This is a genomic window from Nocardia sp. bgisy118 (assembly GCF_057708605.1).
The window spans coordinates 292,178-316,842 of sequence record NZ_JBYISM010000001.1 but is presented as its reverse complement, the minus strand read 5'-3'; the positions used below and the strand labels follow the sequence as shown (position 1 = coordinate 316,842).

Genomic DNA, 24,665 nt, shown 5'->3' with positions numbered 1-24,665 from the left:
CCGAGGATTCGCACAACAAACCGGGTCGGGCAGACCTCAGCCGGCGTTCGAGGTGCAGGCCGAGAGCACGGTGCTCGCCGGGCGCGGCGAGGCGCTGCCGAGATCGGGGAACGGCGGGGCGCTGAGGCCGAGCACCTGGATCGCGGCCCGCTCCGCCCCGCCCTTGGTGGTGTCCCACGCCCAGCCAACGCGTCCGTCGGCGCCCTGCGCCACGGCGCCGCATGCGTTGCGGAAGTGGACGACGACCTGGCAGTCCCGCGCGCCGCACTCGTCGATCGCTTCGGCGTCGGCCGCCCCGAGGCTTGCGTAGTTCACCGCGTAGGACACCGCGCCGGTGCTGCGCGAAATGGCCATGGCGCCGTAGAGATCCCCGAGCCGGGTCTCCCACGGCTCCGCCTGCTCGGCCAGCGCCGGGCCCGCACCGGCCACCACCGCGCCCGCGGCGATCGCGCCCACGAAAAGACTGCGCGACAAAGACATTGGAATTCCTCCCCGTAAAAAGACTATCGACGACAGATCATCGTCCACGGCATCGGAAATGTCCAAACCCTCTGCGCAGACGCCGTCCTCCTGTGAAACCCGACCGCGCAAGAATCGAGTAGTCCAATACTCGCGACCCTGTCGCCACGCGGCAGCAGTATCGGCGCATGTACCGCGTGTTCCTGAGCCACTCCAGGCGGGACAACGCAGCCGCGCAGGCCCTCCTCCGGTGGCTGACCGACAATGAGCCCAGCCTGAAAGGCCAGATCTTCCTGGACATCGACCCCGACACCGGGTTTGCGCCGGGAGTGCGCTGGAAGTCCGAACTGACTCGCGCGGTGGATCGTTGCGAGGCGGTCCTGTGCCTCGTCTCCCGGCACTGGGAGAATTCGCACGAGTGCCTGGCCGAAGCCCGGCTCGCGGAATCTCTCAACAAGCGCGTCTTCTGCGCCCGCATCGATCCGGCGGCGCAGGGCGAGCGAGTGCGCGAGTGGCAGATCTGCGATCTGTTCCCCGACGGTGACGGCGAGATCACCACGGTCTTGTCCGATGCGGGTGAACCGGTGCACTTCGCCACCGACGGGTTGGCGCGGCTCCTGCGCGGGTTGCACGACGCGGGAATCGGCGCCGAGTACTTTCCCTGGCCGCCGGACGACGACACCCAACGCGCGCCGTACCGCGGATGGCAATCGATGGAAGATGTCGACGCCGCGGTGTTCTTCGGACGAGACCCCCAGATCCTGCGCGGCCTGGACACGTTGCGCGGGATGCGCGCCGCGGGTGTGGAAGGGCTGTTCGTGATCCTCGGCCCCTCCGGTGTCGGCAAGTCGTCGTTCTTACGCGCAGGTCTGCTGCCCCGGCTACGCCGGGACCCCACGAACTTCCTGGTGTGTGAGATCGTGCGCCCCGAGCGCGCCGCGTTGACCGGTGATCAGGGCCTGGCCGAAGCCATTTACCGGCTGCGGGCGCAAGCAGGCCCGGGCGGCCCGACGCTCGGCGATGTCAAGGCCGCCTGCCACGACACCGACACCGCCCGGCTCGCCACGTGGTTACGCGAGGCCCAGCTGGCGGCGGCAGGCGACGCGGGCGTGCCGACCGTGGTGTTGCCGATCGACCAGGGTGAGGAGTTGTTCTCCGCCGACGCAGGCCCCGAGGCCGCCACATTCCTGGCGCTGCTGGGCGCTCTGCTGCAGACCGGAGCGCTCGATGATCTGCCGCTGATCGCGGCGATGAGCATCCGGGCCGACCGCTACGAGTCGCTGCAGAACGCACCGGAGCTGCTCGCGGTGCACACCCGGGAGTTCGGCGACCTGAAGCCGATGCCGGTCACCGAATACAAGGACGTGATCACTGGACCCGCCGCCCGCGCCACCGCGGCGGGGTTGCGGCTGAGCCTGGACGCCGCGCTGGTGGCCCGGCTGCTGGACGACACCACCGGGGGTGCGGACAGCCTGCCGCTGCTGGCATTGATGCTGTCGCGGCTGTACCTCGACTACGGCAGCGCCGGGCGGCTCACCCTGGCCAACTATGAGGCCATAGGCGGCATGCGACGCATCGTCGAAGCCGAGATCGACACGTTGCTGGCCGCGAATCCCGACCGGCGCGCCCAGCAGCTCGATACGCTGCGCGGTGCGTTCATCCCCTGGCTCGCCACGATCGATCAGGACACCGACGCACCCTCACGCCGCGTCGCGCGCTGGGACGAGCTGCCACCGGACAGCCACGAGCTGATCGATGCGATGGTCACCCGCCGGCTGCTCGTCAAGGACGAGCGCGGGGGTGAGACGGTGGTCGAAGTTGCGTTGGAAAGCCTACTGCGGCAATGGGACTCGCTGGCGTCGTGGCTGTCCGAGCATGCCCAGGATCTGAAGGCCGCCGACAGCCTCGACCGCGCGGCCGCCGATTGGGAACTCAATCGACGCAGCCAGGAATGGCTGTTCGAAGGCGTGCGCCTGGCTACGGCTGAGCAACTGGCCGGCTCCACCATGTTCCGCGACCGAGTACGACACGCCGCCGACTTCCTCGCGGCATCACGCGAGCATGAGGACGCCCGCGCCGACGCCGAGCGACAACGCCGTGAGGCCGAGCTGCGGAACGCGCAGCAGCGCCGTGAAGAGGCGGAAGCCTATGCGGCGGCCCTGCGCCACCGCGCGAGGGTCCTCGTCGCCGTGCTCGCCGGGACGCTGGCGGTGGCGCTCGTGGCGGTGATCGCGCTCGTGGTGGCAGTGCACGCCAGCAAGGAGGCCGACGCCAAACGCCACGAAGCAGAAGCCCGCAGCCGCGACGCGTTGAGTGGGCGGCTGACCTCACAGGTGCAGGCCATGCTCAGCGGTGGCCGACCGGGAACCGAACTGGAAGTTGTCGTCAAAGCTCTTGCGGCGCATCGCTTGTCGGAAAGGGAGGGGATCGGGGCGCTGCTGAGCGTGCTGGACGAGAAACCGCGAGTCGACATGGTAATGGACGTGGCCGGCGCACAGGTCAGCGCTGATGGTCGGCGGATTGCCGCCCGCACCGCGTCTAGCATTCAGTTGTGGGACACCGAGACCGGCGAACCGATCGGGGACCCGTTCACAGACCCGCAGTTCTTCGCCATATTCGCCATGAGTCCTGATGGACGGTATCTCGCAATGGGAAGCGAAGATTTCGCGATCCGTATCTGGGACTCGGACAGCCGTCAGTTCGTCGGCCAGCCGATGATAGGCAGCGAAAAATACGTCGACGAGGCCGCCGTCAGCGCCGACGGACGACGGGTCGCCGCCATCGACGGCAATGACAATCTGCGGCTGTGGGATGTGCAGACCAGCCAGCAGATCGCGAGCCCACTGAGAGGACACACTGGGGACGTGAACGCGCTGGCATTCAGCCGGGACGGGCGCCGCCTGGCCTCCGCCGGAGATGACCAGACCGTCCGACTGTGGGACGCCGACAACGCAGCGCCACAGGGTGAACCGCTGCGCGGCGAAGATGTGGGCCTTTTGAGCAGTGTGGCGTTCAGCCCGGACGGCCACATCGTCGCCGCCGGCGGATATGGCGCCTTGTCGTACGACAAGGCGCCGCTATTGATCTGGAATGCCGACACCGGCGCCCCCATCGGAAGACCTGCCACCGGAACCTTCAAGGCTATTTGGTCGGTGGCATTCAGCTCTGACGGAACACGAATTGCCACCGGAGGCACGGAACACTCGGTCCGCCTATGGGATGCGCGCACCGGTGATTCGATCGGTGATCCGATCACCCTTCAGATGTCGGTCTGGGACATTGCGTTCACCCCTGGAGACGACCGCATTGTTTCCGGTTCCCCCGACACCGTCCAGGTATTGCGGACCGCCCCCGGTTCCGGACTGAGTGCCGAGATGGCGGGCAGCAAGGCGGCGGAAGGCCACGGGACCTACTGGCTCGTGAACACGAAGGGCGGACCGCGACTCGTCGTGTTCAACGACAACACGATGCGATGGTTGGACATCGACACCGGTCGACAGATCGGTGCGGCCATGGTCTCCGAGGCGCTTCGAGACGTGAGCAAGATCGACTTCAGCGCCGATGACCGCTGGCTGGCAGTGCTGTCACGCGACAACGAACTCCGCGTCCTCGACGCCTCGAACGGGCAGCCTTACGGCGAAGTGATCAAGACATACGACGAGGTGGACAGTGTGGCATTGAGCCCCGACGGACAGACACTCGCGATAGGGAGCGACGACAACACCGCTCGACTCTGGGACTGGAGACACAGCAGGCCAATCGGCGAGCCGATGGGAGGTCACAAGTACTTCGTTGGGAGGGTTGCCTTCAGCGAGGACGGCCGACGCCTCTATTCCCAAAGTTTCGATTCGGTCAGGATCTGGGACACCGCGACACAGCAGTTGCTCGGCGAGGTGCGCTCCCCCGCAGCCGTCACCAGCATGGCGATCAGTCCCGATGGCCGGCGCCTCGCGATCGCCGACTACAACTACATCCAGGAGTTCGATGCCCGAGACGCCAAACCTGTCGGGTCGCAGATCCCAGGCCGCGGTCTTGCCCCTGAAGCTCTCAGTTACAACAGCGACGGTCGTTACCTCGTCTCGATCGCACCGGACAAGACCGTGCGGTTCTGGGATGTCGCCTCGCGGACTCAGATCGGCGACGCGGTCGACGCCACGGCGACCGGCGAGGGCACCGAGATCGAATTCAGTCCCGATCAGCGCCGCGTCTTCGTCACGGCGAACGCCGACTACTTGCCCGTTCCCGGCGGGTTGTCCTGGGTCGGCGGCGGGGTCTGGGAGCTGCCCGCTCCCGCCGTCTGGAAGGAAGAGCTGTGCAAGAAGCTCGTAGCGAATCCGACCCAGAGGCAGTGGGAGGAGTGGGTCTCCCCCAATCCCGACGTTGCCTACACGGAGCTGTGTCCAGGCAAGCCCGGGGGCTGACGTCACGATCCTGCTCGACAGCCGCGGCGTCGTGCTCGGGCCGGTTCATGGCGTCGCCTCGTCGCCCATGAGGCGGGCCGAATCGGACACAGTCCCGTGCCACGGCACGCGCTGATAGCGTTCCGGTTCGGCAACGACTTCCTGACAGCAGGGTTGCCAGGAGAACCATGGCGCCGGAAATCCACGCTCATGCGTCGTGCCCGGCTCCGCCCCGCCACGGCAAAGCGTTCACGACCAGATCGGCGACGGTACGCAAACTTTCCCGGTCGGTACCGTCACGAGCCTGTTGAGCCATGCCCTGGATCACCACACCGATCATCTCGGCCAGCACTCGCGCGTCCGCGTTCTCGGCGAGTTCGCCACGCGCGATACCGGATTCGATTCTCGCCCGTAGCGCTTCCAGGCTGGTGACGCGTTCCTCGCGGAGCCCATTGCTGACCGTCACCGAACCGCAATTGACCGCACCGCTGATGATCAGACAACCCGCCGGATAGCCCGGGACGGTGTACGCGTCGGCGGCTTCACGCAGCATGCGGGCGATCCCGGCGCGCAAGGTCGGCTCCTCACGCAGGGCTTGTGCCAGGAATCCGCGGTGCTCCCGCGAATAGAACCGCACCGCTTCGCCGAAGAGTTGCTCTTTGCTCCCGAAGGCCGCGTACAGGCTGGCCGCGCCGATGCCCATGGCTTCGGTCAGATCGGCGAGGGTGGTCGGTTCGTAGCCGTGTTCCCAGAACAACTCCATCGCGCGCCGCAGAGCGAGGTCGCGATCGAACTCGCGCGGTCGCCCGGTGCGCTTCGAAGCCATTGCCCAATTATATAGCAAACATTCCAGAAGTCGCGTAGCGTCACTTCTGGAATGTCCGATACAGAAGATTGGGTGGGAAACGATGAAACCTCTGGACACCAAGATCGCACTCGTCACCGGCGCCAGCCGAGGCATCGGCAAGGCCGTCGCACAACGACTCGCCCGTGACGGCGCCACCGTCGCTGTGCACTACGGGACCAACGAAGCCGCCGCCCTCCAGACTGTCGCGACGATCGAGGCCGAGGGCGGCACCGCCTTTCCGCTCGGTGTCGAACTCGGCGTTCCCGGTGACGCCGAGGCGCTCTGGGATGCCTTCGACGCCACCGGACTCGGCGCGGTGGACATCATCGTCAACAACGCGGGAACGGTCGTCTACAGCACCATCGAAGGCGTCAGCGAGAAGGATTTCGACGCCGTCTTCGCGGTCAACGCCAAAGCGCCGTTCTTCGTCATCCAGCAGGGACTGCGGCGACTTCGCGACGGCGGACGGATCATCAACATCTCGTCGGCCGCGGCGCGGGTGGCCACACCGCTGACGATCGCCTATTCCATGACCAAGGCCGCCCTCAACGGCCTGAGCCGCACGCTGGCGCTCGAACTCGGAAACCGGGGAATCACAGTCAATTCCGTCGAGCCCGGCATCGTCGAAACCGACATCGCCGCCTGGTTGGCCGACGATCGGATGCACGCACAGGCCGCCGCCTGGTCGGCGTTCCACCGTGTCGGCCAACCACATGACATCGCCGACGTCGTCGCCTTCCTCGCCTCGCACGACGCCCGATGGGTGACCGGACAGTACATCGATGCCACCGGCGGCCTGGCGCTCGGACCGACCGTCGACGTCGGATCCCTGCGGTAGGGGACGGCTCGAGCCTGCGGCGGACGCGCCAGAAGTCAGGTCAGGCGATGTTCTTCGTGCACGCCGACACGGCGACCTGCGCCGCGCGCGGCGACGCGCTGCCGAGATCCGGGAAGGGCGGAGCGCTTTCGCTGAGGGAGGCGATCGCGATCCGTTCGGCTTCCTCGCGGGAGCCCGCGGCAGCCCAGCCGAAGCGCCCGTCGGCGCCGCGCGCGATGGCGCCGCAGCCGTCGACGATGTTCAGCACCAGATCGCAGTCGTAGACACCGCACTCGCGGATGGCGGCCGCGTCGGCCTGCACGCGGCTGGTGTGGTCCATCGCGGCCACCACTTTGCCGGTGCTCGGCGAGAGCGCGAGGGTGCCGTAGAGCTTGGGCGCCGCGTCGGCCGCACCGGCGGCGACGATCCCGAGGGCGGCAGTGGAGGACACGGCGACGGCCAGGGCCGACTTGCGCAGCACGGACAACAGAATCTCTCCGTTTCAGAAGCGTTGACGGAGAGATCCTTGCCGAGCGTCCCTGAATTGTCCAGATATTCCGCGGTTTTCGGTCGGCGGGACCGCGCAGTTCAGAAATGCGTCGGCTCCGCGCACGATATTCGCGAAGCGAAATCCCCGATCTGCGAACGCACACCGATCGAAAAACGCGAGCGGGCCCGGCCCCCATGGGGATCCGGGCCCGCAATCTCACCGACGAATCAGCGTGCGTTCGACGTGCAGACGACCTCGACGATCCGCGCACCGCTCAGGTTGGCGGAGCCGACGTTGGCGAGCTGCGCCGTCGGGGTGATCTCCGCGAGCCGCTGGTAGGCGGCACGCTCGGCCTCCGCCCGGTTGGGACCGGACGCCGCGGCAACCCCTTCGTTGCTCTCCACCAGCGCGCCGCAGCCGTTCGCCCACGAGGCGAGCACCTCGCAGTCGGCTGCGCCGCAGTTGGCGATCGCCGCGGCCTTTGCTTCGTCGAAGCCCGCCTCATTGGCGCTCACCCCGTACGTCCACGAGCCACCGCTCACCGCGATCGCCCCGTACAAGCCCGACGCGTTCGCCGACCCGGCACCCAGAACCGACCCCACCGCAAGGCCGGTCAACGCGACGGCGAAGCCGACCCTACCCATGAATTTCATAGAAGATCTTTCTCTTGAAACGGCTCCGTTATCGGAGTCGCACAATCATCGCCGATGCCGTCGAATTCGTCCAAAACGCAAGTCGGACAATGGACGGGCGGGCATACGGGTCGGGCCCGGATCACGCGGATCCGGGCCCGATATCGAACGGCAGCCAGCGAAAGGCGCAGGTATTCCTACACCGTGAAGCCGAGGGCGCGCAGCTGCTCGCGGCCGTCCTCGGTGATCTTGTCCGGACCCCACGGCGGCATCCAGACCCAGGTGATCTCGAGGTCGTCGACCAAGCCGCTGCGGACGAGGGCGTTGCGGGACTGGTCCTCGATGACGTCGGTGAGCGGGCAGGCCGCGGAGGTCAGCGTCATGTCCAGCTTGGCGATCTCGTTCTCGACCTTGATGCCGTAGACCAGGCCGAGGTCGACGACGTTGATGCCGAGTTCGGGGTCGACGACGTCGCGCATCGCCTCCTCGATGTCCTCGAGATGCTTGATCTGCTCGGCCGAGAGCTCGACCTGCTCGACTGTTTCCGTCGCAGGTGTCGACTCACTCATGACGTTCCCCATTCTTCGGCAGGGCGCTGCCCATCGCGCGCTTGGTCTCTTCCGCGGAGGTTATCCGGACCACGGCGTCCTTGAACGCCATCCAGCCCAGCAGTGCGCATTTGACCCGCGCCGGGTACTTCGACACGCCGGCCAGCGCGATGCCGTCGCCGATCATGTCCTCGTCGCCCTCGACGGTGCCGCGGCTGGAGATCATCTCGTTGTAGGCGTCGACGACCTTCAGCGCCTGCTGCACGGGCAACCCGATCACCTGGTCGGTGAGGATCGACGTGGCGGCCTGGCTGATCGAACAGCCCTGACCGTCGTAGGAGACGTCGGCGACGTCGCCGTTGCCGTTCAGCTGGACGCGCAAGGTCACCTCGTCACCGCAGGTCGGGTTCACGTGGTGCACTTCGGCGCCGTACGGCTCCCGCAGCCCGCGGTGATGCGGGTGCTTGTAGTGGTCCAGGATCACTTCCTGGTACATCTGCTCCATGCGCATGATCTATGCAACCCCGAAGAAGCTCTGAGCCTTCCGCACCGCGGCGATCAGCGCGTCCACCTCGTCGAGGGTGTTGTAGACCGCGAACGAGGCCCGCGCGGTGGCGGGAACGCCCATCCGCCGCATCAGCGGCCAGGCGCAGTGGTGCCCGACGCGAATCGCGACGCCTTCGTCGTCCAGGATCTGTCCGACATCGTGGGCGTGGATGCCGTCGACCACGAAGGACACCGCGCCACCGCGTTCCACGTTCTCGGTCGGGCCGACGATACGCACGCCGTCGATCGCGCCGAGGCCCTCCAACGTGGCGCCGACCAGCATGTGCTCGTGGGCGGCGACGGCGTCCATGCCGATCTCTTCGAGATACCGCACCGCGGCGCCCAATCCGACCACCTGCGAGGTCATCGGTACGCCCGCTTCGAACCGCTGCGGCGGCGGGGCGTAGGTGGTCACCTCCATGGTGACCGTCTCGATCATCGAGCCGCCGGTGATGAACGGCGGGGTCTCCTCGAGCAGCGCGCGACGGCCGTAGAGCACTCCGACGCCGGACGGTCCGAGCATCTTGTGCCCGGAGAACGCGGCGAAATCGACACCCAGCTCGCGGAAGTTCACCGGCATGTGCGGCACCGACTGGCAGGCGTCGAGCACCACGAGCGCGCCGACTTCCTTGGCGCGGCGGACCATTTCGGCCACGTTCGCGACCGCGCCCGTGACGTTCGACTGGTGCGTGAACGCGACGACCTTGGTGGCGGGCGACAATTCGAGCGAATCGAGATCGATCCGGCCGTCGTCGGTGATGCCATACCACTTCAGCGTCGCACCGGTGCGCCGCGCGAGTTCCTGCCACGGAACGAGATTCGCGTGGTGCTCCAGTTCGGTGATGACGATCTCGTCGCCGGGTCCGACGTGGTACGGGAACCGGTCGTCGCCGAACGCGTAGGTCACCAGGTTCAGCGACTCGGTCGCGTTCTTGGTGAACACGATCTCGTCGGCGTCGACACCGACGAACCGGCCGATGTCGGCCCTGGCGCCCTCGTAGGCGTCGGTCGCTTCCTCGGCCAGCTGGTGCGCGCCGCGGTGCACCGCCGAATTGCTCTCGGTCAGGAACCGCCGTTCCGCATCGAGCACCGCGAGCGGCCGCTGCGAGGTCGCGCCGGAGTCCAGGTACACCAACGGTTTCCCGTCCCGAACCGTGCGGCTCAGGATCGGGAAGTCGGCCCGGATGCGGGCGACGTCGAGGGTGCGGACCGTAGCGGTCATGTCAGGCTCCAGCGGTCGCGGTCTGAGTAAAACGAACGTAGCCGTTGGCGTCGAGTTCCTCGGCCAGCTCGGGGCCGCCCTCGGCGACGATGCGGCCGCCGACGAAGACGTGCACGAACTGCGGCTGGATGTAGCGCAGGATGCGGGTGTAGTGCGTGATCAGCAGCACGCCGCCGTCCTCGCGCTCCCTGTAGCGGTTGACGCCCTCGGAGACGATGCGCAGCGCGTCGACGTCCAGGCCGGAGTCGGTCTCGTCCAGGATGGCGATCTTCGGCTTGAGCAGGCCCAGCTGCAGGATCTCGTGGCGCTTCTTCTCACCGCCGGAGAAGCCCTCGTTCACGCTGCGGTCGGCGAAGGCGGCGTCGATCTCGAGCTCGTTCATCGACTCCTTCACCTCCTTGACCCAGGTGCGCAGCTTGGGGGCCTCGCCGCGGACCGCGGTGGCGGCGGTGCGCAGGAAGTTCGACATCGAGACGCCGGGCACCTCGACCGGGTACTGCATGGCCAGGAACAGGCCCGCACGCGCGCGCTCGTCGACCGACATCTCGAGCACGTCCTCGCCGTCGAGGGTGATCGAGCCGGAGGTCACCGTGTACTTCGGGTGGCCCGCGATCGCGTAGGACAGGGTCGACTTGCCGGAGCCGTTGGGGCCCATGATCGCGTGCGTCTCGCCCGACTTCACGGTCAGGTTCACGCCCTTGAGGATCTTGATGGGCTCGCCGGTCTCGTCCGGGTTGGCGACCTCGACGTGCAGGTCCTTGATTTCCAGGGTGGTCATGGAGTTCCTTTGCGGGGTAAGTAAGTGTTTCGGTGATCAGGCGCCGATCGCGGCGAGCTCGGCCTCGATGGCCGTCTCGAGCCGCTCCCGGACCTCGGGGACCGCGATCTTCTGGATGATCTCGTGGAAGAAGCCGCGCACCACCAGACGGCGGGCGGCGTCCTCGGGGATGCCGCGGGCGCGCAGGTAGAACAGCTGCTCGTCGTCGAAACGGCCGGTGGCCGAGGCGTGCCCGGCGCCGAGGATCTCGCCGGTCTCGATCTCGAGGTTCGGCACCGAGTCGGCGCGGGCGCCGTCGGTGAGCACCAGGTTGCGGTTCACCTCGAAGGTGTCGGTGCCCTCGGCGGCCGCGCGGATCAGCACGTCGCCGATCCAGACCGTGCGGGCATCGCCCTTCGGCGAATGCGGGTCGCCTTGCAGGGCGCCCTTGTACAGCACGTTCGACTTGCAGTGCGGCACAGCGTGATCGACGAGCAGACGCTGCTCGAAGTGCTGGCCCGCGTCGGCGAAGTAGAGGCCGAGCAGTTCGGCGTCGCCGCCGGGGCCTGCGTACTTCACGGTGCCGGTGAGCCGCACCAGGTCGCCGCCCAGGGTGACCGAGGTGTGCCGCAGGGTGGCGTCGCGCCCCAGCTTCGCGTGGTGCGCCGTGGCGTGCACGGCGTCGTCGGCCCAGTCCTGGACGGCGACGACGATCAGCTTGGCGCTGTCGCCGAGCACGAATTCCACGTTCTCCGCGTAGGTTCCGCTGCCGCGCTGGTCGATGACGACGGTGGCGACGGCGAAGTTTCCGAGCCGGACCTGCAGGTGACCGTAGGCGGTCTTGCCCTCACCCGGACCGGTGATGGTGATGGTGATCGGCTCGGCCACTTCGGTTTCCGCGCCGACCGACACGACGGTGGCCTGGTCGAAACCGGAGTACGCCTGCGCCGCGACGCGATCCGAAGGGATGCCCGCCTCGCCGAGGCGGGCGTCGGCACGCTCGACGGTTTCCACGGTGACGCCTTCGACCGGCGCGACCTCGACCTGCGTCCGGCCGTCACGCGTGGCGGTTCCGTCGTGCAGGCCGCGCAGGCGGCGCAGCGGGGTGAACCGCCACGCCTCGTCCTTGGCGTGCGGAACTTCGAACGCGTTCACGTCGAACGAAGTGAAGACCTCGCCCTTGTTGATCGCGGGAGTACGAGCCTCAGCGGCTACGGCAACGTTCTCGACGGCCATCAGCCGACGGCTCCTTCCATCTGCAGTTCGATCAGGCGATTGAGCTCGAGGGCGTACTCCATCGGGAGTTCCTTGGCGATCGGCTCGACGAAGCCGCGCACCACCATCGCCATCGCCTCGTCCTCGGTGAGGCCGCGGCTCATCAGGTAGAACAACTGGTCCTCGGAGACCTTGGAGACGGTCGCCTCGTGGCCCATGGTGACGTCGTCCTCGCGGATGTCGACGTACGGGTAGGTGTCCGAGCGGCTGATCGTGTCGACCAGCAGCGCATCGCACTTCACCGTCGACTTCGAGCCGTGCGCGCCCTTGTTGACCTGCACGAGGCCGCGGTAGGACGCGCGACCACCGCCGCGCGCCACCGACTTCGACACGATGGTCGAGGAGGTGTGCGGCGCCAGGTGCAGCATCTTCGCGCCGGTGTCCTGGTGCTGGCCCTCGCCCGCGAAGGCGACCGAGAGGACCTCGCCCTTGGCGTACTCGCCGGTCATCCAGACCGCCGGGTACTTCATGGTGACCTTGGAACCGATGTTGCCGTCGATCCACTCCATGGTCGCGCCCGCCTCGGCCTTGGCCCGCTTGGTGACCAGGTTGTAGACGTTGTTCGACCAGTTCTGGATGGTGGTGTAGCGGCAGCGGCCGCCCTTCTTCACGATGATCTCGACCACCGCGGAGTGCAGCGAGTCGGACTTGTAGATCGGCGCGGTGCAGCCTTCGACGTAGTGCACGTAGGCGCCCTCGTCGACGATGATCAGGGTCCGCTCGAATTGGCCCATGTTCTCGGTGTTGATGCGGAAGTAGGCCTGCAGCGGGATGTCGACGTGCACGCCCGGCGGCACGTAGATGAACGAGCCGCCCGACCACACCGCGGTGTTCAGCGCGGAGAACTTGTTGTCGCCCGCGGGGATCACCGAGCCGAAGTACTCCTGGAAGATCTCCGGGTGCTCGCGCAGGCCGGTGTCGGTGTCCAGGAAGATCACGCCCTGGGCCTCCAGGTCCTCGCGGATCTGGTGGTAGACGACCTCGGACTCGTACTGCGCGGCGACGCCGGCGACCAGCCGCTGCTTCTCCGCCTCGGGGATGCCCAGCTTGTCGTAGGTGTTCTTGATGTCCTCGGGCAGGTCTTCCCAGCTCTCGGCCTGCTTCTCGGTCGAGCGCACGAAGTACTTGATGTTGTCGAAATCAATACCGTCGAGGTTGGAGCCCCAGTTCGGCATCGGCTTGCGGTCGAAGATGCGCAGCGCCTTCAGCCGCTGCTCGAGCATCCACGGCTCCTCGTTCTTCTTGGCCGAGATGTCGCGGACGACAGCCTCGGACAGACCTCGTTGCGCGCTGGCGCCGGCCTCATCCGAATCGGCCCAGCCGTAACCGTAATTGCCCAGCGAGGCGATGGTCTCTTCCTGGGTGAGCGGTTGCACCTGGTCGGTGGTCGTCGTCATTCGGCACTCCTTCCGGAGTCGTTCGTTCGTACCGTCGCGGGCTGTGCGGCGGCTTGGGGTGCGGCTTTCGAAGTGGTAATCGGCAGAACGAGCAGCGGCACGTGCGTGGTGCACGCGCAATCGCCGTTGGCGATCGTCGCGAGCCGCTGGACATGGGTGCCCAGCAGATCGCGGAACGCCTCGAGTTCGGCCGCGCACAGCTGGGGGAATTCCTCGGCGACGTGCGCGACCGGGCAGTGATGCTGGCAGATCTGCACGCCCGTGCCCACCTTGCGGGTGGTCGCGGCGAACCCGGCGTCGTTGAACGCCTCGGCGATCTCCTCGGCCTTGGCCTCGGTGGTCTCCGGGGTGTGCTCCCCGACGGGTTCGATCCCGGCCACGATAGTGCGTGCCCGTTTGCGCGCGAAGTCGGTGATCGCCTGGTCGCCGCCGATCTCACCGAGCTGGCGGATCGCCGCGCCCGCGAGGTCGTCGTATGCGTGCCCGAGCTTGCCGCGACCGGTCGCGGTCAGCTGATATTGCTTGGCCGGACGGCCGCGCCCCTTCTGCTGCCACGGCGCGGATCGGCTGGCTCTCGCCTGCCCGGAATCGATGAGCGCGTCCAAGTGGCGGCGCACCCCGGCCGGGGCGAGCCCCAGCTTGTTGCCGATCGCCGTCGCGGTGATCGGCCCCTCCTCCAGCAGCAGCTGGACGATCGCGGCGCGGGTGTGATGTCCCTCGGCGCCGACCGTGACGACGGCAGCGGACGACGCGGCGCCGGCCTTGCGACCGGTCCTCTCGTCTTTCTTCCGCAAACCCACGGTTTTCACAACATCAGTGTGGCGGAATTCGTTCCCGAAATCTAATAAGGGTGCCCTGAGTAGAACGGGGGTTGACCTGCGCCAGCGGGGCGACGGGCAGCCCTCCTTCCCGTGAGCGACAAGGCCCGCGATTCAGCAAACCGGACACCGTCTCTCCGCCTTCACAGGGCTTGCGCGGCCCCAACCTGGCGCTTTCCGCTTCGACCCGCGTCTGCGTCCGTCCCGTCCGGTGGCGGCTACATCGCGCTCTCGCGCCCCCGCCACAACCCTTCGATGCGAGGTCCGGTTCCGTTGCGACATTGGCCACACCCACTCCGGACGCCCGGGAAATACGCACAGGCATCTTTCGTAAATGCCCGCGGACGGGTCGCGCTCGATGCTCGATCCCACGGTCGCTCGGTGCGGCACGAGACCGACGCCCGGTCCTGCGCGCGGACTGTTGACGGACTTGCGCCCGGCAACGCCCATTAGGCTGCGTCTCGTGGTGGTACTGGAGGGCGCGCGGCGTAAGGCAGTGGCATTCGGGCGCCGGGCACTCGGACTCGACGTGCCCGCGGCCGATCACACCATCGCGGTGTTGCACCGGGACGAGTCCGAGGTGCCCGAACTCGACCGCAGAGAACTGGTTCAGCTCGACCGGATCCGGCTCATGGGCGCGACCGGCACGGTGCTGATGGCGATCAGCGCGCTCGGCATCGGCGCGCAGCCGGTGCAGCAGAACCCGACATCCGGCATGCGCGTGCTCGGCATCTTCGCCAGGGCGCACACCGGGTCGCTGGCCATGTGCATGATCGGCGCTGTAGTGGTGGTGCTCGCGTGGCTGCTGCTCGGCCGTTTCGCGGTGGGCGGCATCGGCGGCTCCCCCCTCCACCGGCTGACTCGCTCGCAGCTCGACCGCACCCTGTTGCTGTGGATCATCCCGCTCAGCGTCGCACCGCCGCTGTTCAGCAACGACGTGTACTCCTATCTGGCGCAGAGCGAGATCGCCGCGCGCGGCATCGACCCGTACGAGGAGGGCCCGGTCGCGGGCCTCGGGATCGACAACGTCCTGACCAACAACGTCCCGACCATCTGGCGTGACACCCCGGCCCCCTACGGCCCCCTGTTCCTGTGGATCGGCCGCGGCATCGCCGAATTGACCGGGGACAACATCATTCTCGGCGTCTGGGTGCACCGGGTGCTCGCGCTGGCGGGCGTGGCCTTGATCGTCTGGGCGCTGCCGCGCCTTTCCGTCCGCTGCGGCGTCGCGGGGGTGAGCGCGCTGTGGCTCGGCGCGGCGAATCCCCTGGTGCTGTTCCACCTGGTGGGCGGCGTGCACAACGACGCGCTGATGATCGGACTGATGCTGGCGGGACTCGAGTTCGCGTTGCGCGCGATCGAGGACACCCATCCGTTCGACGGACGGGCCTACGCGCTGCTGATCGCGGGCGCCTTGATCATCGCGCTGTCCTCCACGATCAAGATCACCTCGATCATCGCGATGGGTTTCGTGTGGATGGCGCTCGCACGGCGCTGGGGTGGCGGGTGGCGGGCCGTGGTGACCGCGGCGGCGATGCTCGGCGCCATAGCGCTCGGCACAACGTTGGTGATCAGCTCGGCCAGCGGGCTCGGCTTCGGGTGGATACACACGCTCAACACCGCCAGCGCCGTGCGCAGCTGGATGTCCCTGCCCACCGCGCTCGGCATCATCACCGGTTTCGGCGGCGTATTACTCGGACTGGGCGACCACACCACCGCCCTGCTCAGTATCACCCGCCCGATCGCCGCCACGGTCGCCGCGTTCGTCACGGTGCGCATGCTCGTCGCGACCGGCACCGGACGCCTGCATCCGGTCGGCGCGCTCGGCGTCGCACTCGGCGCCATCGTGCTGCTGTTCCCGGTGGTGCAGCCGTGGTACCTGCTGTGGGCCATCGTGCCGCTCGCGGCGTGGGCGACCCGGCCTGTGTTCCGCGTGCCCGCGGTGGCGTTCTCCGCCGTGGTGAGCGTGTTGCAGATGCCGCGCGGCGCCGATCTCGAGGTGTTCCAGATCGTCGGCGCCGCTATCGCCACCGTCATCGTCGGCGTGCTGTTCATCGTCATCACTCGCAACGCCCTGCCGTGGCGCGCTCAGGCGGGGGTGTCGGCTCCGTCACAGCAGCCGACGTCTTACGGTGTCTCTTCGTGACCGCTGCCTCCGGACCCGCCGTTAGTGTCGACGGCGTCGTCAAGCGTTATGGCGAGACCACCGCGGTCGACGGCCTCACCTTCGATGTCGAACGGGCCCAGGTGCTCGCGCTGCTCGGGCCCAACGGCGCGGGGAAGACGACGACCGTCGAGATGTGCGAGGGCTTCGTGCGCCCGGACGCGGGCGGCGTGCGCGTGCTCGGACTCGATCCGATCGCCGATTCCGACCGGCTGCGCCCCCGCATCGGCGTCATGTTGCAGGGCGGCGGCTCCTATCCCGGCGCGCGAGCGGGCGAAATGCTCGATCTGGTCGCGGCGTATTCGGCCGATCCGCTCGACCCGCAGTGGCTGCTGCGGACGCTCGGGCTGCAGGACAATCGCCGCACCCCGTACCGGCGGCTCTCCGGCGGCCAGCAGCAGCGCTTGGCGCTGGCCTGCGCGCTGGTCGGGCGGCCGGAGATCGTCTTCCTCGACGAACCCACCGCGGGTCTGGACGCGCAGGCCCGGCTGATCGTGTGGGAGCTGATCGACGCGCTGCGCCGCGACGGCGTCACCGTCGTGCTCACCACGCACATGATGGACGAGGCCGAGCAGCTGGCCGATCAGCTCGTCATCATCGATCACGGACGGATCGTTGCCTCCGGCACGCCCGCCGAGGTCACCGCGCACGGCGCCGCCGGGCAGCTGCGCTTCACCGCGCCGCCCAAGCTGGACCTGAAGCTGTTGAAATCCGCGCTCCCCGAGGGTTTCTCGCCGCGGGAGACGGCACCGGGCTCGTATCTGGTGGAGGGCGAGATCGACCCGCAGGTGCTGGCCACCGTGACCGCGTGGTGCGCGCGGCTGAACGTGCTGGCCACCGACATCCGGATCGACCAGCGCCGCCTCGAGGACGTCTTCCTGGAACTGACCGGACGGGATCTACGCGGATGAACCAGCCCGACCTGACCGCCAACCGCTTCGCGCCGGGCACCTTCGCTCCCGATCCGCGCCCGACCACCCGCGCGGCCATGCTCGCCGCGCAGACCAGGCTCGAGCTGATCCTGCTGCTGCGCAACGGCGAACAGCTGCTGCTCACCATGTTCATCCCGATCACGCTGCTGGTCGGGCTGACGCTGCTGCCGTTCGGCGGTCTCGGCGAGGACCGGGTGGACAAGATCGTGCCCGGCGTGATGATGGTGGCAGTCATGTCCACCGCCTTCACCGGGCAGGCCATCGCCGTCGGTTTCGACCGGCGCTACGGCGCGCTCAAACGCCTCGGTGCCACCCCGCTGCCGCGCTGGGGCATCATCGCGGGCAAGAGCGCGGCGGTGCTGATCGTCGTGGTGCTCCAGGCGATCCTGTTGGGCGCCATCGGTTTCGCGCTCGGCTGGCGGCCGGAGGTCGCCGGTCTGCTGCTCGGCGCGGTGGTGATCGCGCTCGGCACCGCGACGTTCGCCGCGATGGGCCTGCTGCTCGGCGGCACGCTGAAAGCGGAGATCGTGCTGGCGCTGGCGAACATCCTCTGGTTCGTCATGCTCGGCATCGCGAGCGTCGTGTTCGCCGCCGACGATCTGCACGTCGCGGTGAACGTGCTCGCCCGCCTCGTGCCCTCCGGCGCGCTCGCGGTCACCCTGGAGCACGCGCTGCGCAGCAGCGTCGACTGGTTCGGCCTTGCGGTGCTCGCGGTGTGGGGCGTGGTGTCGGGGTGCCTGGCGGCGCGCTGGTTCCGTTTCGAGTGAGCATCGGTACAAACGACGGTATGTAGTAGACCGGGTGCGGCGCCCCGATCGCCGGTCGCTACCATCGTTGCGTGCTGTATCGCGCATTCTTGCGACTCGTCGACAAGCTCCCGCTCCCCTCGCTGCGGGTGCAGCGGCTGATCGCTCTCGCGGTCGTGCTCACCCAGGCGGGTATCGCGGTGACCGGATCGATCGTCCGGGTCACCGCCTCCGGTCTCGGCTGCCCGACCTGGCCGCAGTGCTTCCCCGGCAGCTTCACCCCGATCGGCGTGTCCGAGGTGGCGGTGCTGCACCAGGCCGTCGAGTTCGGCAACCGGATGCTGACCTTCGTGGTCTCCCTGTTCGCCGGACTGATCGTGCTCGCGGTGACGCGGGCGCGACGCAGGAACGACGTGCTGCTCTACGCCTGGCTGATGCCGGGCGGCACCGTGCTCCAGGCGGTCATCGGCGGCATCACCGTCCGCACCGGGCTGCTCTGGTGGACCGTGGCGGTGCACCTGCTCGCCTCGATGCTGATGGTGTGGCTGGCCACCGTGCTCTACGCCAAGATCTGCGAGCCGGACGACGGCGTCGAGACCGTCCAAGCGCCCGCGCCGCTGCGCTGGCTGACGGCGTTGAGCGGCGTCGCGCTGGCCGGCGTCCTGGTCGCGGGCACCCTGGTCACCGCCGCGGGACCGCACGCGGGCGACAAGAGCATCGAACGACCGGTCGCGCGGTTGCAGGTCGAGATCGTCACGCTGGTGCACCTGCATTCCCAGCTGCTGGTGGGTTACCTGGCGCTGCTGATCGGCCTCGGCTTCGGGCTCTACGCCGTCGGCATCTCCCGCGCGGTGCGCACCCGCCTGTTCGTCTTGCTCGGCGTCGTGGGCGCGCAGGCGCTGGTGGGCGTCGTCCAGTACTTCACCGACGTGCCCGGCGCGCTGGTCGCCACCCACGTGGGCGGCGCCGCCGCGTGCACCGCGGCGACGGCCGCCCTGTGGGCCGGGTTGCGCACCCGCGAACCGATCCCCGCCGTCGCGCCCGATCCGGCGGTGCAGTCCGCCTGAGCACCCGCGCGGGAGCCGGGGCGGGTCAGACCACGGACGGCCGCGTCAGGCTCGACCAGAGCGGATCTCCCTGGGCGGCAAGCCGATTCGCGATCTCGGCGCGCGCGTCGGTGACGCCGCCGGTGCCGGAGACGCAGAACGCGGTCTCGGCGACGGTGAGCACCTTGATGTTGACCATGCGGATCTCCGACAGCGGACCGGCGACGACGTTCGGGAAGCCTTCGCCAGTCAGGCCGAGCAGCACGGTGACCAGCCCGTCGCCGTCGACGTAGGTACCTGCGGCCTCCGGGGGAAAGTCCAATCCGGGGAGCGAGATCGACAGCGTCCCATAATGTTCCAGATTCCGGGTGAAACGGAATCCGTGCTGTGATGCCGTCCGCGCGACGGCCGCCACCACCTGCCCGAGCCACGAACCCATGACATCGGCGAACGACGCGTCCGCCGGGATCCCGGTGGCGGCCGCGTGGACCTCGACCTCGATGCCGTTGGTCGGCTCCGCATCGGACCAGGTGGTGGGGAACGACAGGCCGAGGCTGGTCACCACCAGCCCGTACTGTCTGCGCACCACCCGGTAGCTGGGGTGATCGATGCTGGGCGGCTCGGGCTCGTTGATGCCCATGTTCGCCCAGATCTCGGTCGGAAGGAATCTCGATTGATAGCGCGGGGCCGACACTTCCTGATCGAGTCGCCCCCACGCGCTCCAGACATCGTCGTGCAGCGCCCACATCTGGGCCTCGTACCGCTCACTGATGTCCAGTTCGTCCATTTCACTCACGACGCGACGCTACCCACGCCGCGGGATCAGGGGCAAAACCGCGCCGCGTGGCTCGGCGGGCGATCCGGCGGCGGCTGCCACGATAAAAGGGAAGAGTGGAGACACAGGGTTGAGCCAACGACCACCTAGGAAAGACACAGCGTCCGAGAAAAGACCGTCCGAGAAAAGACACAGCGCCGAGACCACCGGAGGGCAGCGAGATGACCAGGTTCGCCAATCAGCAGTCCATTGTCGTCGGCGTGGACGGCAGCCCCGCCGCGCTGGCCGCCGCGCGCTGGGCGGGCGCGGTCGCCGCGCGCGAGGGCGTGCGGCTGGTCGTCCTCAGCATCGTGCCGACCATCGACTATCGGATCACGGCCGCGATCGTCGCCGACGCGGACATCCTGCCGACGCTGCGGTTCGTGGCGAAGAAACACGCGGGCGAGGCGGTCGACGCGGTGCGTGCCGACCAGCCCGAGCTGGAGATCACCCAGACGGTGGTGGAGGGCGTGCCGGGCGACGAACTCGTCGAGGCGAGCGAGACCGCGCTGCGGCTGGTGGTGGCCGCCACCGCCGACGACCGGATCACCACCCTGCTGATCGGTTCCACGGCGCTGCGGGTCGCGAACAAAGCGCACTGCCCCGTGGTGGTATGGCGCGGTGACGTCGGCAACCCGCTGCCCGACGAACGCCCGGTCCTGGTCGGCGTCGACGGCAGTCCCGGCAGCGATGCCGCGGTCGGCCGGGCCTTCGAATTGGCCGCGCTGCTCGACGTCGGCGTCATCGCCCTGCACGCGTGGAACGATCCCGACCTGCTGCAGTGGACGCCGGTGCCCGATGCCTGGGAGACCTTGGCCCAGGAGGAGCACGAGTTGTTGAGCGAGCGGCTCGCGGGATGGTCGAGCCAATACCCGGATATTCGAGTCGAGAAGATGGTGCTGCAGAGCCCGGCGGCCCGCGCGCTACTCGAACACGGGGCGGAGGCCCAGGTGATCGTCACGGGAAGCCAGGGCCGCAACCGGCTCACCGGCCTGCTCCTCGGTTCGACGAGTCAGAACCTGCTGCACCACGCGCCGTGCCCGGTGCTGGTGGTCCGCGCCAAGTCCTGAGACCGGCCGGGCCGCCGCATCACTTCTCGTTGCGCGCCTTCGGGAAACGGGTCTGCTTCGCCACCCAGCCCGCCATCTGCGCCCAGTGGCCCTTGCGCGGAGTGACGACGGAGGTGAGCTCACGGTCCCACTCGTCGGCCTCGGTCAGGCCGTCGATCACCTCGACGAGGCGCTTGGCGGTGGGCAGGTCGTCGACCACGCGGTCGCCGAGGATGCCGTCCTCGCCGACCAGGGTGACGCGCACGCCGATGCGGCCGATCGGCTGCAGGACGGCCGTGGCCGAACCGCCGTGATCGGCGAGGAATCCCTTCACCGAGTCCACGAGGGAGCTCGACAGCTTCACAGGAGCCGGGGCGGCGGTCTCAACGGTCATGCACGCGAGTTTACCGACCGGTAGGACGTGGTCCAGACCCGGCGGGTGTAGAACTGAATGCCATGCGCGCCATTCAGGTTTCCGAACACGGTGGTCCCGAGGTACTGCGGTACACGGAGATCGAGGAGCCGAGCATCGGGCCGGGTCAGTTGCTGGTGACGACCGAGGCGATCGGCGTCAATTACATCGACACCTACATCCGCACCGGGACGTACCCGCAGCCGGTGCCTTACGTGCCGGGCGCGGAGGGCACCGGCGTGGTCTCCGCGGTCGGCGCGGACGTCACCGAGTTCGCGGTGGGCGACCGGGTCGCGTGGGCGGCCGCGCCGGGCAGCTACGCCGAGAAAGTCGCGGTCCCCGCGGCGGTCGCGATTCCGGTGCCCGCGGGCGTCGAACCGCCGGTCGCCGCCTCGGCGCTGCTCCAGGGCATGACGGCGCACTACCTGCTCGAGTCGATCTACCGGCCGGAACCGGGCGAGACGGTGCTGGTGCACGCGGGCGCGGGCGGTGTCGGCCTGATCCTGACCCAGCTCGCCGCCGCGCGCGGCGTGCGCGTCATCACGACGGTGTCCTCCGACGAGAAGGAGGCGCTCTCCCGCGAGGCGGGCGCGGCCGAGGTGCTTCGCTACGGCGACGACCTCGCCGACCACGTCCGCAAGCTGACCGACGGCGTCGGCGTCGCGGCGGTCTACGACGGCGTCGGCAAGTCCACCTTCGACGCGAGCCTCGCCTCGTTGCGCGTGCGCGGCACGCTGGCCCTGTTCGGCGCGGCGAGCGGCCCGGTCCCGCCCTTCGACCCGCAGCGCCTCAACGCGGGCGGTTCGCTGTTCCTGACCCGCCCTTCGCTGGTCCACTACACCCGCGACCGCGCCGAATTGCTCTGGCGCGCGGGCGATATCCTCGCCGCGCTCGCGAACGGGACGCTGCGCATCCGCGTCGGGGCCACCTACCCGCTCGCGGAAGCCGAACGGGCGCACCGTGATCTGGAGGGGCGCAAGACCACCGGTTCGATCGTTCTGCTGCCCTGAGTCGTCCCGGGGCGGGGTGTCCCTCCGGAGCCGCGTCGTTCGTTCGCGGCAGCACCCCGCTTCCGGACCACGTTGTGTCCGGGATGTTTTCGGTCCGCGGCGCGCCCGGAGGCGCACCGTTCAGTAGTCGCGGCCGGTGAGCCCGCGGTAGACGAAGCGGGTCAGCCCGTCCACGGCCTGATCGTCGTCCAAGTCGACGGTGCCGTCCTCGACGGCGGCGAGCAGCGCCTGGGTGAGCAGGAACATCATCGCGAGACTGGCGTCGGGCGTGCTCGGCAACCGCAGGCCCGCCGCGGCGAAACCCTCCACGTGGTCGGCGATGTCGGCGCGCTGCTCCCGCGCGAATTGCCCCATGCGACGGGCGAATTCGGCGTTGACCAGGGCTGCTTGATCGACCGATCGCAGCACCGCGACGTGCTCGCGCGCGAATTGCCAGTAGCCCGCGATGTGGTACCTGACCGCGTCGGGATCGCTGAAATCCGGCTCGTGGCCTTCCCCTTCGGCGCGCACGTCACCCGCGTCGGCCATATCGCGCAACAGCGCCGTGAGCAGGTCTTCTTTGCTCGCGAAGTGGTTGTAGAAGGAGCCGGCCGCGCGTCCGGCCGCCGCGGTGATGTCGGTGATCTTGGTGTTCAGATAGCCGCGTTCGGCGAAGACACGCAGTGCGGCCTCCTTCAGCGCCTGCTCCGTCTCGACCGACTTCTCCTTGCGGTTCGTCGCCACCCGCGCCACCTCCTTGACAGCACAACGTATCAACCCCATACTGAATCCGAATTCAGTGAATATCGATTCAGTATGGAGACATCGTGCAGGTACTCATCGCAGGCGCCGGACCCACCGGCCTCACCCTCGCCATCGATCTGGCCCGGCGGGGCGTGCGGGTGCGCCTCGTGGACCAGGCCCCCGAGTTCTTCGCCGGGTCACGCGGCGACGGAATCCAGCCGCGCACGCTCGAGGTGTTCGACGACCTCGGCGTGCTCGACGCGGTGCTGGCGGCGGGCGCGCCCACACCGGTGATGCGCGCCTACCTGGGTGGCGAGTTCGTCGGCGAGCGCCGGATGGCCGAGCCGGTCGCGCCGACGCCCGCGGTCCCCTACCCCAACCTGTGGACGCTCGGGCAGTCGCGGACCGAGGCGATCCTGCGCGACCGATTGGCCGAATTCGGGGTGCGGGTGGAGACCGGCACCGCACTGGTGTCGTTCGAGCAGGACGACTCCGGCGTCACCGTGGTCCTCGACCGCGACGGCGTACGGGAGACCGTCCTGGCCGCGTACCTGGTCGGCGCCGACGGCGGGCGCAGCACCGTGCGCAAGACGCTGGGCATCCCATTCGAGGGCAGCACCGACGAGTCGCTGCGCATGCTGCTCGGCGACGTGCGCGCCGACGCGCTGGACCACACGTACGGCTATTGGTTCGCCGCCGCGGCCGACCGTCCGATGGAGGGCATCGCCCTCTCGCCGCTGCCGGGCGGCAAGCACTTCCAGGTCGCCGCGCCGCTGACCGAGGACGCGGAGGCGGGCCTCGACCTGTTGCAGGACTACGTCGACCGGCACAGCGGCCGGACCGACGTCGTCCTCACCGACCTGGCCTGGGTCACCGTCTGGCGGCCGAACATCCGGCTGGCCCGCACCTTCCGCGCGGGCCGGGTGTTCCTCGCAGGCGACGCCGCGCACGCGCACCCGCCCACCGGCGGCCAGGGCATGAACACCGGCATCCAGGACGCCTACAACCTCGGCTGGAAGCTGGCGAAGGCACTGGATGGCGACGAATCCCTGCTCGACAGCTACGAATCCGAACGGCGGGCGGTGGCGGCCCGCGTGCTCGGTCTCAGCACCGAACTGCTGGACAAGCTGGTGGAGGGCGACGAGGACGCCATGGCGCGCGGCGAGGACACTCGCCAGCTGGACATCAGCTACCGCGCGCCCGGCGATCACCGGACCATGGCGGTCGGCGACCGCGCGCCCGACGCGCCGGTGAAGGACGCCGACGGACACGCGGTCCGGCTGTTCGACCTGTTCCGCGGACCGCACGCGACACTGCTCTGCTTCGGCGAGACCGGTCAGCTGCCCAGCGAACCGGGCGCGCGCAGCATCGCCGTGCTCCGGCCGGGCGCGACGACCACCGAACCGCACGTGGTGGACATCGACGGGCACGCCGTCACCGCCTACGCCGCCGCCGAGGGCGAGCGCGTCCTCGTTCGCCCGGACGGATACCTCGGCCGCCGCTCTTGATCACCGCCCGAACGACGAAGGCCGACGCACACGCGGTGCGTCGGCCTTCGCGA

General features: G+C 68.6%; 23 protein-coding genes. 9 read left to right on the top strand and 14 right to left on the bottom strand.

Annotated elements, in window-relative coordinates; all coding sequences use genetic code 11:
• Positions 1-36 precede the first annotated feature (36 nt).
• Positions 37-480, bottom strand: a complete 444-nt coding sequence (locus AC3EO7_RS01330; protein ID WP_435590217.1) for a DUF4189 domain-containing protein — start codon at positions 478-480, stop codon at positions 37-39.
• Positions 481-647: 167 nt separating this feature from the next.
• Here AC3EO7_RS01330 and AC3EO7_RS01325 point away from each other — a divergent pair, with 167 nt between their 5' ends.
• A complete protein-coding gene (locus AC3EO7_RS01325) occupies positions 648-4,880 on the top strand; it encodes an nSTAND1 domain-containing NTPase (RefSeq protein ID WP_435590216.1) in 4,233 nt (1,410 codons plus the stop codon).
• Between the two features lie 187 nt (positions 4,881-5,067).
• Here the strand turns inward: AC3EO7_RS01325 and AC3EO7_RS01320 are convergent, their stop codons facing one another.
• The gene (locus tag AC3EO7_RS01320; RefSeq protein WP_435590215.1) at positions 5,068-5,685 is read right to left on the bottom strand and encodes a TetR/AcrR family transcriptional regulator; all 618 of its coding nucleotides are present in this window, start codon (positions 5,683-5,685) and stop codon (positions 5,068-5,070) included.
• Here AC3EO7_RS01320 and AC3EO7_RS01315 point away from each other — a divergent pair.
• Complete coding sequence (locus tag AC3EO7_RS01315) at positions 5,669-6,544, top strand: SDR family oxidoreductase (protein WP_488186251.1); 876 nt, start codon at positions 5,669-5,671, stop codon at positions 6,542-6,544. The two genes, AC3EO7_RS01320 and AC3EO7_RS01315, sit on opposite strands and share 17 nt — an antisense overlap.
• A gap of 40 nt (positions 6,545-6,584) precedes the next feature.
• Here AC3EO7_RS01315 and AC3EO7_RS01310 read toward each other — a convergent pair whose 3' ends face one another.
• The 9 genes from AC3EO7_RS01310 to AC3EO7_RS01270 form a co-directional block, all read right to left on the bottom strand.
• Positions 6,585-7,004, bottom strand: a complete 420-nt coding sequence (locus tag AC3EO7_RS01310; RefSeq protein WP_435590213.1) for a DUF4189 domain-containing protein — start codon at positions 7,002-7,004, stop codon at positions 6,585-6,587.
• A 236-nt stretch (positions 7,005-7,240) separates the two neighbouring features.
• A complete protein-coding gene (locus tag AC3EO7_RS01305; protein ID WP_431971605.1) occupies positions 7,241-7,666 on the bottom strand; it encodes a DUF4189 domain-containing protein in 426 nt (141 codons plus the stop codon).
• 176 nt (positions 7,667-7,842) lie between these two features.
• Positions 7,843-8,214, bottom strand: a complete 372-nt coding sequence (locus AC3EO7_RS01300; RefSeq protein WP_431971606.1) for a metal-sulfur cluster assembly factor — start codon at positions 8,212-8,214, stop codon at positions 7,843-7,845.
• The gene (sufU, locus tag AC3EO7_RS01295; protein ID WP_431971607.1) at positions 8,207-8,704 is read right to left on the bottom strand and encodes a Fe-S cluster assembly sulfur transfer protein SufU; all 498 of its coding nucleotides are present in this window, start codon (positions 8,702-8,704) and stop codon (positions 8,207-8,209) included. Before sufU ends, AC3EO7_RS01300 begins: the two co-directional genes overlap by 8 nt.
• 3 nt (positions 8,705-8,707) lie before the next feature.
• Entirely contained in the window at positions 8,708-9,961 is a 1,254-nt protein-coding gene (locus AC3EO7_RS01290; protein ID WP_431971608.1) for a cysteine desulfurase, read from the bottom strand.
• Between the two features lies 1 nt (position 9,962).
• Complete coding sequence (gene sufC, locus AC3EO7_RS01285) at positions 9,963-10,739, bottom strand: Fe-S cluster assembly ATPase SufC (RefSeq protein WP_431971609.1); 777 nt, start codon at positions 10,737-10,739, stop codon at positions 9,963-9,965.
• Positions 10,740-10,775: 36 nt separating this feature from the next.
• The gene (gene sufD, locus AC3EO7_RS01280; protein WP_435590212.1) at positions 10,776-11,954 is read right to left on the bottom strand and encodes a Fe-S cluster assembly protein SufD; all 1,179 of its coding nucleotides are present in this window, start codon (positions 11,952-11,954) and stop codon (positions 10,776-10,778) included.
• On the bottom strand, positions 11,954-13,390 hold the full coding sequence (gene sufB, locus AC3EO7_RS01275) for a Fe-S cluster assembly protein SufB (RefSeq protein ID WP_431971611.1): 1,437 nt from the start codon (positions 13,388-13,390) through the stop codon (positions 11,954-11,956). Before sufB ends, sufD begins: the two co-directional genes overlap by 1 nt.
• Entirely contained in the window at positions 13,387-14,199 is an 813-nt protein-coding gene (locus AC3EO7_RS01270; RefSeq protein WP_435590211.1) for a helix-turn-helix transcriptional regulator, read from the bottom strand. Before AC3EO7_RS01270 ends, sufB begins: the two co-directional genes overlap by 4 nt.
• 472 nt (positions 14,200-14,671) lie before the next feature.
• Between AC3EO7_RS01270 and mptB the strand changes: the two genes are divergently transcribed.
• The 4 genes from mptB to AC3EO7_RS01250 all read left to right on the top strand — a co-directional run bounded on the left by mptB (position 14,672) and on the right by AC3EO7_RS01250 (position 19,117).
• Positions 14,672-16,354 (top strand): polyprenol phosphomannose-dependent alpha 1,6 mannosyltransferase MptB, encoded by a 1,683-nt coding sequence (gene mptB, locus AC3EO7_RS01265; protein ID WP_431971613.1) that lies wholly within the window; start codon positions 14,672-14,674, stop codon positions 16,352-16,354.
• Positions 16,351-17,283, top strand: coding sequence for an ABC transporter ATP-binding protein (locus AC3EO7_RS01260; RefSeq protein ID WP_431971614.1), 933 nt, complete (start codon positions 16,351-16,353; stop codon positions 17,281-17,283). Before mptB ends, AC3EO7_RS01260 begins: the two co-directional genes overlap by 4 nt.
• On the top strand, positions 17,280-18,071 hold the full coding sequence (locus AC3EO7_RS01255) for an ABC transporter permease (RefSeq protein ID WP_431971615.1): 792 nt from the start codon (positions 17,280-17,282) through the stop codon (positions 18,069-18,071). Before AC3EO7_RS01260 ends, AC3EO7_RS01255 begins: the two co-directional genes overlap by 4 nt.
• 71 nt (positions 18,072-18,142) lie before the next feature.
• Positions 18,143-19,117 (top strand): COX15/CtaA family protein, encoded by a 975-nt coding sequence (locus tag AC3EO7_RS01250; protein ID WP_431971616.1) that lies wholly within the window; start codon positions 18,143-18,145, stop codon positions 19,115-19,117.
• Positions 19,118-19,142: 25 nt separating this feature from the next.
• Here AC3EO7_RS01250 and AC3EO7_RS01245 read toward each other — a convergent pair whose 3' ends face one another.
• On the bottom strand, positions 19,143-19,892 hold the full coding sequence (locus tag AC3EO7_RS01245; protein WP_435590210.1) for a hypothetical protein: 750 nt from the start codon (positions 19,890-19,892) through the stop codon (positions 19,143-19,145).
• Positions 19,893-20,092: 200 nt separating this feature from the next.
• On the opposite strand from AC3EO7_RS01245, the gene AC3EO7_RS01240 reads away from it, so the two are divergent.
• Positions 20,093-20,980 (top strand): universal stress protein, encoded by an 888-nt coding sequence (locus tag AC3EO7_RS01240; RefSeq protein WP_435590209.1) that lies wholly within the window; start codon positions 20,093-20,095, stop codon positions 20,978-20,980.
• Between the two features lie 19 nt (positions 20,981-20,999).
• Here AC3EO7_RS01240 and AC3EO7_RS01235 read toward each other — a convergent pair whose 3' ends face one another.
• A complete protein-coding gene (locus AC3EO7_RS01235) occupies positions 21,000-21,353 on the bottom strand; it encodes a hypothetical protein (protein WP_431971619.1) in 354 nt (117 codons plus the stop codon).
• 62 nt (positions 21,354-21,415) lie between these two features.
• On the opposite strand from AC3EO7_RS01235, the gene AC3EO7_RS01230 reads away from it, so the two are divergent.
• The gene (locus AC3EO7_RS01230; protein ID WP_435590208.1) at positions 21,416-22,381 is read left to right on the top strand and encodes a quinone oxidoreductase family protein; all 966 of its coding nucleotides are present in this window, start codon (positions 21,416-21,418) and stop codon (positions 22,379-22,381) included.
• A gap of 120 nt (positions 22,382-22,501) precedes the next feature.
• Here AC3EO7_RS01230 and AC3EO7_RS01225 read toward each other — a convergent pair whose 3' ends face one another.
• Positions 22,502-23,104 carry a TetR/AcrR family transcriptional regulator gene (locus AC3EO7_RS01225; RefSeq protein WP_435590207.1) on the bottom strand — a complete coding sequence of 201 codons (603 nt, stop codon included), beginning with the start codon at positions 23,102-23,104 and terminating at the stop codon, positions 22,502-22,504.
• 83 nt (positions 23,105-23,187) lie between these two features.
• Here AC3EO7_RS01225 and AC3EO7_RS01220 point away from each other — a divergent pair, with 83 nt between their 5' ends.
• Positions 23,188-24,612 (top strand): FAD-dependent monooxygenase, encoded by a 1,425-nt coding sequence (locus tag AC3EO7_RS01220; RefSeq protein ID WP_435590206.1) that lies wholly within the window; start codon positions 23,188-23,190, stop codon positions 24,610-24,612.
• Positions 24,613-24,665 lie beyond the last annotated feature (53 nt).